This window comes from Actinoplanes sp. CA-015351, from assembly GCF_050955685.1.
Classification (GTDB): domain Bacteria; phylum Actinomycetota; class Actinomycetes; order Mycobacteriales; family Micromonosporaceae; genus Actinoplanes.
The window spans coordinates 6,970,191-6,986,381 of sequence record NZ_CP192102.1 but is presented as its reverse complement, the minus strand read 5'-3'; the positions used below and the strand labels follow the sequence as shown (position 1 = coordinate 6,986,381).

Genomic DNA, 16,191 nt, shown 5'->3' with positions numbered 1-16,191 from the left:
GTAAACAGGGGGTCCCCATGGACGACGCACTCACGCTCTATCACGAACTCACCGACCGGCTGCGAGCTCACGGAGCCACCGGACCGGCAATCGATCTGGTCCTCGCGGCCTTTCTCGGCGAGGACAACTTGGCGGCCGTCATGCGCGGCGAGCCGCTGCCCGACGCACCCGCCGACTCGACCCGGGCGGGCGAGGAGCCGGAGATCTATCTGGAGTCGGTGGAGGCCATCGGCTTCCGTGGGATCGGCGCACCCGCCGCTGCGCTGCGGCTTAAGCCCGAACCCGGCCTGACCGTTATTGCGGGGCGGAACGGTTCCGCCAAGTCCAGTCTCGCCGAATCGATCGAGTACGCCCTTACCGAGGACTCGCCGCGCTGGTCGCAGCGGCCGGCCGTCTTCCGCGAGGGATGGCGAAACATGCACTTCGACGGCGAGCGGGCGATCGCGGTGAAGCTGCGCTCCGCACAAAGCGGTCAGCCCGTCGTGGTCCGCCGCACCTGGGCAGCTGGCGAGACGGACGTGGCAGCTGCGACGGTGAGCGTGACCCGGAACGGTGCCGCGATGCCGTCGGATGGCCTGCCCGAGTGGCTGGGCCCGGCTGACCGCTTCCGGCCGTTCCTGTCCGCCCGGGATCTGGAGCGGGTGATCGGATCCAAACCCACCGAACTGTACGACTCGATCGCGCCGATCCTCGGCTTGGCGCCGCTCTCCGCCGCCAGCGCACGGCTGCAGGCGCTGCGTAAAGAACGTGACGATCGGGCGGTCGCGCTTCGGGGCGCGTTCAACGATCTGCGCACGCGACTCGAGGTACTGGACGACCCGCGTGCCGCTGAAGCCGTACGCCTGCTGGGAAAGCAAGCCGGGAAGGCGAGCCTTGCGAGGCTCGCTGACCTGGCCCTCGGGGAGGCCGGAGGTGTTGACGCTCTTGCGGCGTCAGCCGCGCGGCGGCTCGCCGAACTGGAGTTTCCGGAGATCGGGCACAGCTTGCGTGAGCTGGCCGGTGCGGAGGAGTCGGTTCAGCAGCTCGCCCGGACCGAGATCGCTGTCGGGCATCGGGTGGCGGATCTCCTGTGGGGTGCCCTGGAGATGCACCGGGACCTTGGCGATCAGTCGTGCCCGGTGTGCCAGGTCGGTGTTCTCAACGGCTCCTGGCGGGAACAAGCCGAGCAGGAGGTCGGCCGGCTGCGCTTGGCCACCGAGGCGGTGCGTGTCGCGACCCAGCGACAGGAGGAACTGCTGCGGCAGGTGCAGAGCGAGATCGGCGCCGTACGCAGGATGCTGGCACCGATCGTGGCGGACCTGGCTCCGGCCCTGCCCGAGCTGACTGCCGCGGTCGACGGGGCACTGAACTCGCTGACCGTCGACCGAACCTCCTGGGAGTCTGTCTCGGCAGCTCACTACAAGCTCGGTGTGGCCGCAGCCGAGTGGCTGGCCAACCGGCACGACTCGTGGCAGGAGCCCGGCGCCGCGATCCGCCGCTGGGTGGAGGACGCCATGGTGGTCCGGGTCGAGGCGGGTGAGCTGGCGCTGCTGACCAATGCACGTAGCGACCTCACCGCTGTCACCGACCGGATGCGGGCCGACCGGTTCCAGGCGGCTGCCCAGCAGTCTCAGCAGATCTGGAACCTGCTGCGGCAGGAGAGCAATGTCGAGATGGGCGAGATCAAGCTCGGCGGCACGAACACCCGGCGGCGGGTCGACATCTCGGTGGCTGTCGACGGGACGGACACCCCGGCGCTCGCCGTGATGAGCCAGGGCGAGTTGCATGCGTTCGGGCTGGCGCTGTTCCTGCCACGGGCGTGCGCCGATGCGAGCCCGTACCGGTTCGTGGTGATCGACGACCCGGTGCAGAGCATGGACCCGAGCAAGGTCGACGGGTTCGCCGAGGTGCTGCGGGAGGTGGCACGTACCCGGCAGGTCGTGGTGTTCACCCACGACGACCGGCTGCCCGAAGCGATCCGGCGACTCGGCGTGGACGCCGACGTCCGCGAGGTGACCCGGCGTGAAGGATCGGTCGTCGAAGTGCGCAAGAACCTGTGGCCGGCCAAGCGCTACCTGGAGGACGCCCGAGCGGTCGCTCGAGACAAGGAGATCCCGGAACAGGCGAGGCGGCTGATGGTCGCCGGGTTCTGCCGGTCTGCGCTCGAGGCGACGGCGATGGACCGCTATCGGGCAGCGCAGTACGCGGCGGGCACGCCCCTGCGAGAAATCGACGCTGCCCTGGACGCGGCTCACAGTGTCCAGGACAGGTTGACCCTCGGACTGTTCGGCGACCCCGGCCGTCGCGGGGACCTCTACGCCCAGCTGAACCGGAGCCGGGTGCCCCGCGCCGTCGACACGGTGAAGGCCGTAGCGAAGGCGATGCACGGGCACTGCGACATGGAGAGCGTCGACATGGTCATCGCCTCCGAGGCCCTGGTGGCGAGGCTGTCATGAGCACCTGCCTGGAAACCGCCGACCGGATGCTGACCACCGTCATCCGTGGAGCTCGGGGATGCTGGCCGCGGGCCTGCGCCTGGCTGCTGCGGTACGAACTCGAAACCGCCATGGACCGCTACTGGCAGCGGGCGTGCCCGGAGATCGGGCAGGCCCGCGCCCAGCGGCACAAACTGCTCCTTCTCGGCCACTACGCCGGCCCGGAGATCGGGCAACGGGCCAGCTACCTGTGGTGGGCCCTGTCACGAGCCGGTCACCACCACACCTACGAACTCGGCATCACCGCCACCGAACTGGCCCGGCTCCGTGCCGAACTGATCGACCTCATCACGCTCCTCGACTCACAGGAGGTCCCGTAATGCAGAAACGCGACTATGCCTTCGTGATGCTTGGCATCGAGGCAGTGGCCGTGGTTGGCGTCGTCTACTTCCTGGTGACGCTCGACTTCATGAGCCTCGCCTGGTCGGTCTCGGTCGCTGTCGCCATCCCGGCCTGGGTGCTGGCCGTGAAGGCGCCGACCACGTGCGGAGTGACCACGCAGAAGGGCGGGCAGTGCGGCCGCCCGGTCAACGGCCTGATCTTCGGATGCGGCCGGTCGGAGCACGTGTGGTCGAAGTTCTTCGCCCGCTTCGGCTGGCGCCGCCAGCCTGACCCGAATACGCCCGGCACGCGTCCTGGCCGGTTGCCGACCGGAGGCGACGGCATTGAAGTGGTCACCGTCAAGATCGCCGAGGACTGGAAGAGCACGGCGGCATTCTGGCTCGCGCTGACGGCGACACTGTGCGCCATTACGAGTGCCACCGTCGATGCCACGAACTTCATCCATGACCGGCAGGTACAGAAACCGCCGGCCGCTACAGCAGCCCGATGACGGTGCCGCTGCCGGACCTGATCCGGTAGCCCACTGATACGTATCTCTCGTGATGTTGCCGAAGACGACGATTCTCCGGCGTCGTCGACACCACTAGGCTCGGCCGGAGCCACGACTAGGAATGGCGGAGAGCGTGACAGAGCAGTTGCAGGTGCCGGTCTGGACCTTGGCCACGAACCCCGAGAAGGTTTCGCAAGCAGTTCAGCTTCCTGTAGCCCCTGAAGGGATGACGCCGGCGCGACTGGCCGGTTTGCGGCAGGCACTCGCCGCATTCCTCGATACGCCACTCGTCACCGTGGAAGCTTATGTGCTTCCGCCGCAAACGCACTTTTCCGGTGGAAAGCTCCTCGACGCGGCTTCGCCGCTCGCTCTGGAACTCCGCAACCTGCTGAAACTGCCCGCGGATGCGGCGAAGTCAACAGAGACGCTGTCGGAGACCTCGGAGACGCTGTACCGGATGGTGGTACCGAGGCGACTGGCCGCGCAACTCGGTAAAGGGCTGGTTCGGTCCATGCCGTCCAAGGAAGTCGCCGGCGGGATCTACAGTGGCATCCTCGGCAAGGCGGGAATCGAGAAAAACGCGACGTTCGTTCCAGTGGTGACCGATGCGACGTCCTCCGGCGCCACTACGTTCATGAAGAACGGTGCGAAGGCGGTGACCGGAGCCGCCGTGGTCACCGCAGCCTCGACCTTCATTCTGCTCGCCGTGGCCGCGGCCGCGAGCGTGCACGCCGAAGAGCAGCGCCGCAAGGCCATGGAACGGGTCACCGAACTCCTTCAGGAGCTGACCGCCCAGAACCTCGACGAGGAACGCGACCGCCTCAACGGCGCGACCAGAGCCGTCGAAAGGGCAGCCGCGCTGCTGCTCGACAGGGGCGAGGCCGGGCATTCGCTGGGCCTGGACTCCGCGGTGCACACCGTCGACACCGCCATCGAGGCGGCCACCCGCAGGGCGAAAGCGTGGCGGGCCAGGCTCGAAGGGTTCCCGCCCGAGGGAGTGGAGATCGCTGACCTCGTCCAGGCCTTCCCGGGTATCGATCAGTCCAACGGCGCCTTCCGCACCGAACTCCGGCTCGCCATGCTGGCGATCGCCACGAAGCGGCGCGTCGCGGTCCTGCAAGCCGTCGACCATGCCCAGAGATCCCCGGAACTCGACTTTCACCGCTTCACCGATGTGCTGCAGGACGAGCAGCGAGACGTCGACGAACTCCAGGGTGACCTGCGCGTGCTCCTGGTGGACATGGCGGCACTCCAGCTCCGCGCACCGACCAAGAGCTTCACCGACCGCCTGTTGACACAGGGCGAGGTCAACACCCTGCTCGCCTGGCCCGGTCGGCTGAGGCAATTGGCTGACGAGGAGTCGGTGGCCGCCTCGGAACTTCCTGACATCGAGATCGGTCTCGTCCAACGTGTGGACGGGAAGGTGCTGGTACTGCCGGCTGAAGCGTTGCCGCGGGATCACGCTGCCTGATCATCACTGGTTCGCGTCTTTGGCCCAGAGAACTCCGCTCGGTTTCATGGTCGCAACAATGCGTAGGCAGTAGTAATCACGGCTACGCGAAAAGCCCCTGCCGGCGGCGGGGGCTTTTTTGTGGGCAGGCGGCGGGCGGCCGGTGATCGGGAGTGCCGATCACCGGCCGGGCTGCCGGGCTTGGCTTGAGGTTCTAGCCGATGCCGATGTTGTTGTGGGCGGCCACCGGCATGTAGTAACGGTTGCCGTCGAAGACGGCGTCGTAGCCGTTGACCAGGAGGTTGGCCAGCGACTGCGGCGGCGGGATCGGGCCGTTGCGGCACTCAGCCCAGCCGTTGAGGTCGGTGGTCGCCTCGCACATCGGGAAACGCTCGCCCGTGGTGACGAAGTTGACGATCAGGTTGGGAACGGGACGGCCGCCGACCGTGATGAACCGGGCCTTCAGGCCGAGGGTCTCGCGGGCGATGATGTCCATGGTCCCGTAGTACGCGGTCGCGATGAGACGCTGCCGCTGAACAGTCGGTGCCGCTTGGGCCGGAGCCGGGTTTGCGGCGACGATGCTTGCCACCACTGCCGCGGCAGCCAGCCACCGTTTGGTCATTTGCTTCATGGCGCAGAAAGCTAGGCGCTTCGCAGCCATTCGGCAAAGCTCCGCACACACGAGGGGCCGACTACTACCCTATCGGGTCGAGATTCGTAACCTTTCCCGAGCCGGTACGTTTTCCCGCGCGTCCGAGATCTCGCTGATCGGTAACTGTGACGGTCCCGATGGAATGTGCTGTGAATCATCGAGCACGCCCGACACCTTCCGATTCCCGTTCCGTTGAGTAGGAGTGCGCCGCGTACGGGAAGGAAATTTTCGACATGAATTGACAGAAGTACTGAATTTTAGTGAGTGGCACTACTGCTTCATGGCATATCCGCAGCTCAGGGCGGTGAGATATGCGTCAGTCACTACTCAGTAAGCGCATCCGCCGACGGCTGTTCATCGGCGAGGTCGGCGCTTTCCTGCCCGCTTTCAGGTTGGGCCTTCCAGGCACACAAGCATGGGGACATCAGTGGATATAGCGATCGTCGGCCTTTCCTGCCGTTTTCCGGGCGCTCGCGACGTTACCGAGTTCTGGGCTAACTCGTTGAACGCGGCTCAACAATTCGGACCGGTTCCGGCGGACCGCTGGAATCATGAGACATTCTTCTCGACCGACTTCCGGGAGAAGTACGCGACGTACACGGACCGGGTGGCGTTCATCCCGGAGGTGGAACGGTTCGCCGCCCTGCACCACCGCATCCCGCCGCGCCGCGCCAAGGCCATGGACCCGCAGCACCGGCTGCTCGTCGACCTGGCTCGCGAAGCGGTGCAGGACGCCGGTTGGGAGCGGGGCGAGTTCGACCGCTCGCGTACCGGGGTCTTCGTGGGGCTCAGCTCATCGGATTACCGGGACATCGCCGGCGCCCGGGTCATCGCGACCATGCTGGCAGACGGTTCCCTCCCGGCCGGTGCGCACGACTCCGCGCTGATCGAGGCGGTGGCCGAGGCCGCTGCCGCGATCGAGCCGGCACAGTCCTTCTCGCTCGCCGGGAACCTGCTCAACATGGCGCCGTGCACGGTCAGCGAGCTGCTCGACCTGGGCGGTCCGGCGTTCGCCGTCGACGCCGCGTGCTCGTCGGCGATGGTCGCCCTGCACGAGGCGGTCAACCACCTGCGTACCGGGTCGTGCACCACCGCGCTGGTCGGCGGGGTGTTCATCAACATGACGCCGAGCGCGCTGATCGGGTTCTCCCGGGTGGGTGCGCTCTCGCCGGCCGGTGTGTGCCGGCCCTTCGACACCCGCGCCGACGGTTTCGTCCTGGGTGAGGGCGGCGCGATCGCGGTGCTGCGGCCGCTCGACGACGCGATCGCGGCCGGCGACCGGATCTACGCGGTGCTCAACGGGATCGGTACGGCGAACGACGGCCGCGGCGCCGGGCCGATGACGCCGAAGGCCGAAGGTCAGGAGGCGGCCATGCGGGCCGCGTACGTGGACGCCGGGCTCGAGCCTGGCGCGATCGACTTCCTCGAGGCGCACGGCACCGGCACCGCGGTCGGCGACCGGGTCGAGATCGAGGCGGTCCGCCGGGTACGCGAGGGGCACAGCGACAACCGCCCCTGTTACCTGTCCTCCGGCAAGGCGACCATCGGGCACACGCTCCCGGCCGCCGGCGCCGCCGGGATCCTGCGCGCCTCGCTGGCCCTGCACCACAGCATCATCCCGCCGCAGCCGGCGATCACCGAGAACGCCGACCTGCCGCTCGCCGCGGCGAACCTGTCGATCACGACCGAGCCGCGGGAGTGGCCGGAGGTGGGTGACGACCGGCGACGCGCGGGCGTCAACTCCTTCGGATTCGGTGGCACCAACGTGCACGCGGTGCTCAGTGAGGCCCCGGACCCACTCGACGAGGGCGAGAAGTCGGGCCATGACGGACGGCCCTGGCTCGTACTGATCACTGCCGGGAATGTCGAGCTTCTTTCGGCGTACGCAAAGCGCCTCTCCACAATGGTCTCCACGCACCCGGCCCTGACCCCTGCCGCGGTGGCCCGCACCATGGCCACCCGCGAAGCGCTCCCGGCGCGCCTGGCCGTGATGTGCCGGACGCGAGCGGAGCTCGCCGGCCGCCTGGCGCTCGCCGCGCAGGAACTCTCCACCGGCACGCTGGGCAAACTCGGACCTGGTCTGTACGCCTCGGAGACGCCGCTGGGCGAGGACGACCGCAAGGTCGCCTTCCTCTTCCCCGGTCAGGGTTCGCTGCGCCCCGGCGTCCTGCGTGACCTGGTCGAACGCTTCCCGCTCTTCGCCCGGTACGCCGGACCGCTCGCCGACACCGTCGACAAGCGCACCGGCACCGCGGTCTCCGGCCTGCTCTGCGAGGACCCGGGACCGGACGCCGAGGCACAGGTCAGCGCCACCCGGATCTGTCAGCCGGGACTCGGTGTCACCGGAATCAGCATGACCCAGCTGCTCGCCGACTGCGGTGTCACTCCGGACATCGCCCTCGGGCACAGCGTGGGTGAGCTGGTGGCGGCGGTGTCCGCAGGGGCGCTCACCCCGGACGACGGGCTCGACTTCCTGATCGAACGCGGCGCCGCGGTGACCGCCGGTGACGAGCCGGCGCCCGGCACGATGGCCGCGATCAAGGCCGACGCGCGGGCTTTCGAGGAGCTGCGTTCCGGCATCCGTGGCGTCTGGGCGGGCTGTTACAACCACTCCGCGCAGACCGTCGCGAGCGGGCACCGCGAAGCCGTCGAGAACCTGGTGGAGCGTTGCCGCACCCGGGGCATCCCGGCCGTCGAGCTGCGGGTCTCGCACGCCTTCCATTCGCCGCTGATGGCCGAGGTCGACGGACGGGTCGCGGCTTACGCCGCAGACCTTGCCGTGCGTACGCCCACCGCCCGCTTCTTCTCCAGTGTGGATCCGGAGGCGCCGGCCGAGCCGGACCTGTTGCGTACGCTCTGGGGCCGCCAGACGTCGTCCCCGGTGATGTTCCGTGACGCTGTCGACAACGCTGTCGACGCCGGCGCGCGCATCCTCGTGCAGGTCTGCTCCGGTGACGCGCTGCTCGGCATGGCCGCGCAGATCCCGTCCTCGGCGCCGCTCGACAAGATCGCACTGATGCCGGCCGAGCCGGACGACGGGTACGCGCTGCTGGAAGGCCTGGGACGGCTCGCCGTCGCGGGTGTTCCGGTAGACCTGACGCCGTTGTTCGCGGGTCTGGGCGTACCGCTGCTGACCCTGCCGCCGTCGCCGCTGGTGACCCAGCACTACTCGATCCGCCGCGCCGCCGGCTCGGACGGGCCGCGGCGAGCCGTCACCCGGGCGAGCCGTCCCGCGGCTGCCGCAGTGGCGCCGGGATCGGTTGTCTCGCCGGGATCGGTCGTTTCGCCGGGGTCGGTTGTCTCGCCGGGGTCAGTTGTCTCGCCGGGGTCGGTGGCTGAGCTTGAGGTCCGCTTCCCGGAGCGCATGGCGCTTCCGGTCGCGACGACCCGGAATGTCGTACCCAGGAATGTCGCAACCAGGAATGTCGCAACCAGGAATGGAGATCCGACGACAGTGAACGACGTCATTCTTTTGATGCGGGAGCAGCTCGCCGTCCTGCGCGGCATCGGCGCCGAGCCGGTCCCGGGGATCGAGGCCCCGGCCGTTCCGGCGGCTCAGCCGGTCGCGGCTATCGAAGGCCCGCCGCCGGTGGTGGTGAAGGAGGCCGTGGTCAAGGAACCGGTTCTCAATGGCGTGCCCGCGGCGAAGCGTGCCCCGGTCCCGGCGCAGAAGACCGCTCCGGACGACACCTCGCAGATCGTGTCCGAACTCGCCGTGATGGTCGGCAAGATCAGCGCGTACCCGTCGGACCTGGTCCGGGCGGACCAGTCGTTCGGCACCGACCTGGGCTTCGACTCGATCATGACGGCCGAGCTGGTCTCCGCGGTGAAGCGCCGCTGGCCGGACCTGGAGCTGGACCCGGGTGACGTCTTCGAGGTGTCCACCGTCGGTGAACTCGCGCAGGTGCTCTCGGCGGCCCTCGGTGGCGGCACACCCGCTCCCGCCCCGGCGCACGCCGCTCCGGTCGTCCCGTCGCCCGAGCGTTCCCTGGTGGTGCCCCCGCGCAAGGAGGTCGCCGACGTGGCCTACCTGCCCGAGGTCGTCGAGTTCCAGCGCCGCGGTGTGATGCTCGACCGGGTTGGCGTGACGAACCCGTACTACCTGGTGCACGACAGCGTGATCGGCCGGGCCACCAAGGTCGGCGGACGTCAGCTGATCTCGTTCTCCAGCTACAACTACCTGGGTCTGTCCGGGCACCCGATGGTCGCGTACGCGGTGAAGGAGGCCGTCGAACGGTATGGCTCCTCGGTCTCCGCGGCACGGATCCTCTCCGGCAACCGGGCACTGCACGACGAGCTGGACCGGGCCCTTGCCGAGCTGGTCGGCGCCGAGGACGCGATCACCCTGATCGGCGGCCACGCCACGAACGTCAGCGTGATCGGCCACCTGGTCGGCCCGGACGACCTGATCGTGCACGACGCGCTCGCGCACGACAGCATCCTGCAGGGCTGCCGCCTCTCCGGTGCCGCCCGCCAGCCGTTCGCCCACCAGGACTACGCCGCCCTGGACGCGCTGCTGACCCAGACCCGTGACCGGTACCGCCGGGTGCTGATCGTGGTCGAGGGCGTCTACAGCATGGACGGCGACATCTGTGACCTGCCGGCCCTGATCGCGCTGAAGAAGAAGCACGGCGCGCTGCTCATGGTCGACGAGGCGCACAGCATCGGCGTGCTCGGCGCCCGCGGTGGCGGCGTCGGCGAGCACTTCGGCATCGACCGCGCCGACGTGGACGTCTGGATGGGCACCCTGTCCAAGTCCCTGGCGAGCTGCGGCGGTTACCTGGCCGGCCGGCACGAGCTGATCGAGTACATGCGGTACACGCTGCCCGGCTTCATCTTCAGCGCCGGGATGAGCCCGGCGAACGCCGCCGCGGCGCTCGCTGCCCTGCACATCCTCCGCGAGGAGCCGCAGCGGCTGGCCGCGCTGCACAACAACTCGGCGATGTTCCTGCGGCTGGCCCGCCAGGCCGGCGTGGACACCGGGCCGAGTGACGGCACCCCGGTCGTGCCGGCGATCACCGGTGACTCGATCAAGGCGCTGCGGCTCTCCGACACGCTGCTCAAGAACGGGGTGAGCGCCAACCCGATCCTCTATCCGGCGGTGAAGGAGAAGCTGGCCAGGCTGCGGTTCTTCATCACCGCGGAACACACCACGGAGGACATCGAGCACACCGTCGACCTGCTCGCCCGTCACCTCGACCCGGCGACCGTGCCGCAGCCCGCGTGAGCCTGGAATGACATCGGTTGCCCCTCGGCCGGCCACCACCGGCCGCCGCACCCCGACCACCGGCCCGGCTTCCGGGCCGGTGGTCCGGCTCGTCACCCGCCGCCCCAAGTCCGTGCTGCTCACCGCGCTGCTGGTGGCGGTGGCCGCCATCGTTTTCAGCGGCGACCTGATCGGCGCGCTCAAGAGCGGCGGCTTCGACGACCCGAGCTCCGAGTCGGTGAAGGGCCGGCAGTGGATGGCACAGCACTTCCACGCCGCCGACCCGAACCTGGTCGTGATGATCTCCAAGCCGGGCGGTTCGGTCGACGACGCCGACATGCTCGTCGTCGCTTCCCGGGTCGTCCAGCGGCTCTCCGCCACGGAGGGCGTGACCGTGGTGGGGTCGTACTGGAACCCCCGGAAACCGGTACCGCAGCTGGCCGGTCGTGATCATGACAAAGGCGTCATCCTCGCGCGGGTGGACGGTGACGAGGATGTCAGCGCCGACCGGGTCGCTGATCTCCACTCGCTGACCGGCTCCTCCGGTGGGATCGACGTCTCCTTCGGCGGCCTCACCCAGGTCAACAACGACATCAACGAGCAGGTCACGACGGACCTCGCGCACGCCGAGGCGATCGCCATCCCGATCACCCTGTTGTTGTTGCTGCTCGTCTTCGGCACGGTCTGGGCCGCCGGCGCTCCGTTGCTGATCGGCCTCTTCTCGATCGTCACCACCCTCGGCACGCTGCGCCTGCTGGCGGTCTTCACCGACGTGTCGGTCTTCGCCGTCAACATGGCGACCGCGCTGGGCCTGGGCCTGGCCGTCGACTACAGCCTGCTGTTCGTCTCCCGGTACCGCGAGCAGCGGCTCCGCGACCCGGACAAGATCTCCGCGCTGGCCACCACGATGCGTACGGCCGGGTCCACCGTCGTGTTCAGCGCGGCCACCGTGGCGGTCGCGCTGTGCAGCCTGCTCGTCTTCCCGCAGTACTTCCTGCGCTCGTTCGCGTACGCCGGCATCGCCGTCGTGATCGCCACCGTCCTGGCGGCACTCATGGTGCTGCCGGCCCTGCTCGTGCTGCTCGGCGACCGGATCGACAAGTGGCCGGTGCTGCGCCGCAGGCCGGCTGCCGGTGGGCACGCGCCGTTCTGGGGACGGATCGCCGGCCACGTCATGCGCCGGCCGATTCTGACAGCGCTACCGGTGATCATGTTCCTGGTCGCGCTCGCGCTGCCGTTCACCCACATCAAGTTCGGCATCGCCGACGACCGGGTGCTGCCGGAGAAGGCGGAGAGCCGGGTGGTCGCGGACGCGATGCGCTCCGAGTTCGCCGGCACCGGCAGCGGCGCCACCGTGGTCGTCGCACAGGGCTGGGGCACCGGCACGAACGGCATCAAGCGGGCCGCCGTCTACGCGTCCCGGTTGTCCCTGGTCGACGGGGTGTCCCGGGTGGACAGCATGGCCGGGACGTACGTGGACGGGACGGTCGTGCCGGGTGCGACAACGGTGCATCCGCGTACCTTCGCCTCGGGCCGGATGGCTACGTACTTCTCGGTGCTCAGCGACGTCGAGCCGTACTCGGCGAAGGGCGCCGAGCTGGCCCGCGCGGTCCGGGTCGTCCCGGTGCCGGCCGAGGTTCCGGTGCTGGTCACCGGGCCGGCCGCGCAGCTGGTCGACATCACCGGCTCGATCGGCGGGCGGCTGCCGCACGCGTTGATCCTGATCGCGTGCACGACGTTCGCGCTGCTCTTCCTGCTGACCGGCAGCGTCTTCCTGCCGATCAAGGCGCTGCTCTTCAACCTGCTGACGATGAGTTCGGTCTTCGGCGTCGCCGTCTGGATCTTCCAGGACGGGCACCTGTCCGGAGTGCTCGGCTTCACCGCGACACCACTGACCGTGGCGATCCCGGTGCTGCTGTTCTGCGTGGCTTTCGGACTCTCGATGGACTACGAGGTCTTCGTGCTTTCCCGGATCCTCGAACGGCACCGGCAGGGCGCCGATTTGCGTACCGCGGTGGTGGAGGGACTGTCGCACAGCGGCCGGGTGATCAGCGCGGCAGCGGCGATCCTCTCCGTATCGTTCCTGGCCATGCTGGTGTCCGGAGTTTCGTTCATCCAGTTCTTCGGGCTCTGCTCGGCGCTGGCGATCATCCTGGACGCGCTGCTGGTGCGCCCGGTGCTGGTGCCGGCGTTCATGCGTCTGCTCGGACGGTGGAACTGGTGGGCGCCGAAACCGCTGCGCGCGCTGCACGCCCGGATGGGTCTGCGCGAGCACCTCTGAGGGCGCGTGGCAGGGGTCCGGCGTTTTAGCCGAACCGGGGTCCGGCGTTTTTGTCGGACCCCTCCGATACAACTACGCCCCATGAGCATCCCCTACGAGCGCCGCAGCTCGGCGCCCGTCATCGAGCCCGTGCGATCGCGGAAACTGGCGAAGGTGCCGTTCCTCGAGCTCGCCGAGGGCCGGTTGCAGGGCGTCGTGTCGAGCAGGTCGGACGTCTCCCGGGTCTACGTCTCCTCGATCACGGCCGGCGATCACGGCCTGAGCTGCAACACCAACAACAACCGTCCCTGCGGCGGCCTGAGCGGCTCGTTCGCCTGCAACCACCTGCGGTCGCTGCTGACCGAGGCCACATTGCAGTACGGCGCGGCCCGCGTCGCGCGATACCTGAAGATCGAGGTGGCCGAGGACGCCGACCTGATCACCGGCCTGCACCCGACCGTCGCGGCGAACCGTGCCGCCGAGGTGTTCAGCAGCTTCCTGCGCCACCTGTCCTACCTGGAGCTGCCCGCCACCACCGACCCGCTGCCCGACCTGGTGTGGTTCCCGGCCGCCGGGGCGGTGCGCTGATGCTCACCGACGCCCTGCGCGCCGAGCCGACCGGCCTCACCGAGGCGCTCGCCCTGATCGACGGCCTCGACGACGCGCTCGTCCACGGTCTCGCCCGGATCGACGAGGACCGGGCCGCCGCGCTGGAGTCGCTGGCCGGGGCGTTCACCGGCTCGCCTCTGGCCGGCCGGGTGTCCGACTCGATCGGCAAGATCGTTTCCGGGACAGTGACCGACGAGCATCTGGCCGCGCTGGCCGGCGCGCGGTCCGCGCTGCTCGGTGCCGCCCACGACGCGCTGCTCGGCACGCTGTCCGGCGCACTGGGCCGTGATCGCCTGCCGTCGCCGTCGCCGTCGCCGTCGCCCGTCGCCGGTCCGGCCATCGTGGCCGGTGGCAGCCGGTCCTGGCTGCGGGAGCTGGCGATCGCCGGCTGGCGCGGTGTCGACCACGAGCTTGCCGCGGCCGGTTCATCGGCTGTGCAGGCGCTGCTCGCCGACCCGGCGGCCCGCCGGCTCGCGGTCCTTCTCGACGGGTTCGCCGCCGAGCTGGGGGCGGCCGCGCCGGTCGCCACGTGCGAGCGCATCCCGGTCCGCCGCTGGGCCGACCTCTGGTCCCGGGCCCTGCTGCTCTCCCAGGCCGGCTTTCCGGCCGACCCGGGCGAGCCGGTCGACGGCCGTTTCCTGCTGCTCGGCGTCGACCTGCACGAGCACCCGACGGTGTTCCGGGCGCAGGCGCACGGCCTGCTCGAAACAGCCGGGGGAGAGGTGCGCCTGGTGCGCGTCTCGGTGGCCGCACCGAAAGTCGAGACGATCACCGGGCCGTCCGCCTGGCGGATGCTCGCCGGCTTCCCGATCTTCCGGGCGGCGATGGCCGAGCACCGTGTGGTCGAGGCCAACGGGCTGACCCTGACCGGCAGCGGTGACCTGATCTGGGACGAGTCCCGGGTCACCGCGGGCGAGCCGGCCGACCCGTTCGCCACCGCTCGGGTCCGGCTCGGCGCCGCAACCGCTTTCTCCGCCGCGCCGCTCGACCGGCACCCGGCCGCGATCGCCGAGCCGGTGCTGCTGGAGGGTTACACGCCGGGGCCGGAGGCTCTCGATCTGGGCGGTGTCACAGTGCCGATCGCCACCGACCGGCTGCCGGTGGCCGGCCCGCTCACCCCGGCCCTGATCGCCGCGTCCACCGCCTGCATCGGCCTGCTGCGCTGGGACGCCGGCCGATGGCTGGTGCAGCCGCTCGCCGTGCAGGCCTCGGTCAGGAAGAAAGCGGTCGCCGTGCACACCGGGGACTGGGCACTCGGTCCCCTCGACGCCAAAGCGGCGAAGGCGGAGGCGGTCGCCGGCACGGCCGTCGACGTGCTGCGCGAGCGCGCGGGAAGGCTGCTGCGCAAATGACGACAGCGGAAAATCGGCGCCAGGTGCTTTATTGGCGACTGCTCGCCCGGCTCTTCGACCCCGAGGAGCAGCCCGCGCTGGAGTCCGGGAGCATGGCGATCGTCGACGACCTCGGCCTGCCGGCCGCGTTGCTCGACCCGGGCGTCTCGGTCGACACGGTGGTGCAGCGTTTCCCGCGGCTCGAGGCGGAGTTCGAGGGCCTGCTGAGCGGCGCCGAGGACGACACCGACGGCGAGGTACGCCGGGCCGCGCTCGTCTCCAAGCTGCTGCTCAACGTCTTCGGGACCGGCTCCGGCAACGTCACGGCGGGGCAGCTGTCCCGCTGGCAGGCGGACGCCGGCTGGTTCGAGCGGGCGCTGGGCTGCCAGCCAGGTTCGATGCGTGGCCGCGCGGCAGCCGGCAGTGGCGGCAGTGGCGGCGCGGCAGCCGGCAGCGAGCAGGGCAGTGGTTTCCACGTCGACCTCGGCCCGGCCCTCGCCTCGATCGAGGCCGACCTGGTCAGCCGGATGCGCCTGCGTGAGGTGCTGGCCGACCCCAAGCTCGCCAAGCAGCTCACCCCGAGCATGTCCCTGATCGAGCAGCTGCTCCGTGACAAGGACAACCTCGACGGCGTGGCGCTGGCCAACGCCAAGGCGCTGATCCGTCGCTTCGTCGACGAGGTGGCCGAGGTCTTGCGTACGCAGGTGGCGCAGGCCAGCGCCGGCACGATCGACAGGTCCATCCCGCCGAAACGGGTTTACCGCAACCTCGACATCGACCGGACGATCTGGAAGAACCTGCCGAACTGGGACCCGGCGGAGGAGCGCCTCTACGTCGACCGGCTCTATTACAAGCAGACCGCGAAACGAGTCACCCCGGCCCGCCTGATCGTCGTGGTCGACCAGTCCGGCTCGATGGTCGACGCGATGGTCAACTGCACGATCCTCGCCTCGATCTTCACCGGCCTGCCAAAAGTCGACGTCCACCTGGTGGCGTACGACACCAGGGCCCTCGACCTCACGCCCTGGGTGCACGACCCGTTCGAGGTGCTGCTGCGCACCCAGCTGGGCGGCGGCACCGACGGCACCGTCGCCCTCGACCTGGTCCGGCCGAAAATCGTCGACCCGCGCAACACCGTGGTCGTCTGGATCTCGGACTTCTACGAGTGGCAGGAACAGGCCGTCTTCGACGGGATGGCCGCCATCCACCGCTCCGGCGCCCGGTTCATCCCGGTCGGATCGGTGAGCAGCGGCGGCCAGCAGAGCGTCAACCCCTGGTTCCGTCAGCGCTTCAAGGACCAGGGCACCCCGGTCCTCTCCGGCCGCATCAAGAAGCTCGTCACCGAGCTCAAGAACTTCCTCGCCTTCTAGGAGACAC

Annotated in this window: 10 protein-coding genes; 9 read left to right on the top strand and 1 reads right to left on the bottom strand. The window is 69.5% G+C overall.

Annotated features, from left to right (window positions below; genetic code table 11):
- Window positions 1–17: 17 nt before the first annotated feature.
- The 4 genes from ACQP2E_RS31615 to ACQP2E_RS31600 all read left to right on the top strand — a co-directional run bounded on the left by ACQP2E_RS31615 (window position 18) and on the right by ACQP2E_RS31600 (window position 4,777).
- Window positions 18–2,435: an AAA family ATPase gene (locus ACQP2E_RS31615; protein WP_433826627.1), complete on the top strand. Its 2,418-nt coding sequence runs from the start codon at window positions 18–20 to the stop codon at window positions 2,433–2,435.
- The gene (locus ACQP2E_RS31610; RefSeq protein WP_433826626.1) at window positions 2,432–2,794 is read left to right on the top strand and encodes a hypothetical protein; all 363 of its coding nucleotides are present in this window, start codon (window positions 2,432–2,434) and stop codon (window positions 2,792–2,794) included. Before ACQP2E_RS31615 ends, ACQP2E_RS31610 begins: the two co-directional genes overlap by 4 nt.
- The gene (locus tag ACQP2E_RS31605; RefSeq protein ID WP_433826625.1) at window positions 2,794–3,306 is read left to right on the top strand and encodes a hypothetical protein; all 513 of its coding nucleotides are present in this window, start codon (window positions 2,794–2,796) and stop codon (window positions 3,304–3,306) included. The genes ACQP2E_RS31610 and ACQP2E_RS31605 overlap by 1 nt, the downstream gene beginning before the upstream one ends.
- 133 nt (window positions 3,307–3,439) lie before the next feature.
- Window positions 3,440–4,777, top strand: coding sequence for a hypothetical protein (locus tag ACQP2E_RS31600; protein ID WP_433826623.1), 1,338 nt, complete (start codon window positions 3,440–3,442; stop codon window positions 4,775–4,777).
- A gap of 193 nt (window positions 4,778–4,970) precedes the next feature.
- Here ACQP2E_RS31600 and ACQP2E_RS31595 read toward each other — a convergent pair whose 3' ends face one another.
- Complete coding sequence (locus ACQP2E_RS31595) at window positions 4,971–5,387, bottom strand: hypothetical protein (RefSeq protein ID WP_111649219.1); 417 nt, start codon at window positions 5,385–5,387, stop codon at window positions 4,971–4,973.
- A 436-nt stretch (window positions 5,388–5,823) separates the two neighbouring features.
- On the opposite strand from ACQP2E_RS31595, the gene ACQP2E_RS31590 reads away from it, so the two are divergent.
- The 5 genes from ACQP2E_RS31590 (at window position 5,824) to ACQP2E_RS31570 (ending at window position 16,184) form a co-directional block, all read left to right on the top strand.
- Window positions 5,824–10,635: an aminotransferase class I/II-fold pyridoxal phosphate-dependent enzyme gene (locus ACQP2E_RS31590; protein WP_433826622.1), complete on the top strand. Its 4,812-nt coding sequence runs from the start codon at window positions 5,824–5,826 to the stop codon at window positions 10,633–10,635.
- A 7-nt stretch (window positions 10,636–10,642) separates the two neighbouring features.
- Window positions 10,643–12,895, top strand: a complete 2,253-nt coding sequence (locus tag ACQP2E_RS31585; protein ID WP_433826620.1) for an MMPL family transporter — start codon at window positions 10,643–10,645, stop codon at window positions 12,893–12,895.
- Window positions 12,896–12,976: 81 nt separating this feature from the next.
- Entirely contained in the window at window positions 12,977–13,462 is a 486-nt protein-coding gene (locus tag ACQP2E_RS31580) for a hypothetical protein (protein ID WP_433826619.1), read from the top strand.
- On the top strand, window positions 13,462–14,835 hold the full coding sequence (locus ACQP2E_RS31575; protein WP_433826617.1) for a hypothetical protein: 1,374 nt from the start codon (window positions 13,462–13,464) through the stop codon (window positions 14,833–14,835). Before ACQP2E_RS31580 ends, ACQP2E_RS31575 begins: the two co-directional genes overlap by 1 nt.
- Window positions 14,832–16,184, top strand: coding sequence for a vWA domain-containing protein (locus tag ACQP2E_RS31570; protein WP_433826616.1), 1,353 nt, complete (start codon window positions 14,832–14,834; stop codon window positions 16,182–16,184). Before ACQP2E_RS31575 ends, ACQP2E_RS31570 begins: the two co-directional genes overlap by 4 nt.
- Window positions 16,185–16,191: the final 7 nt, after the last annotated feature.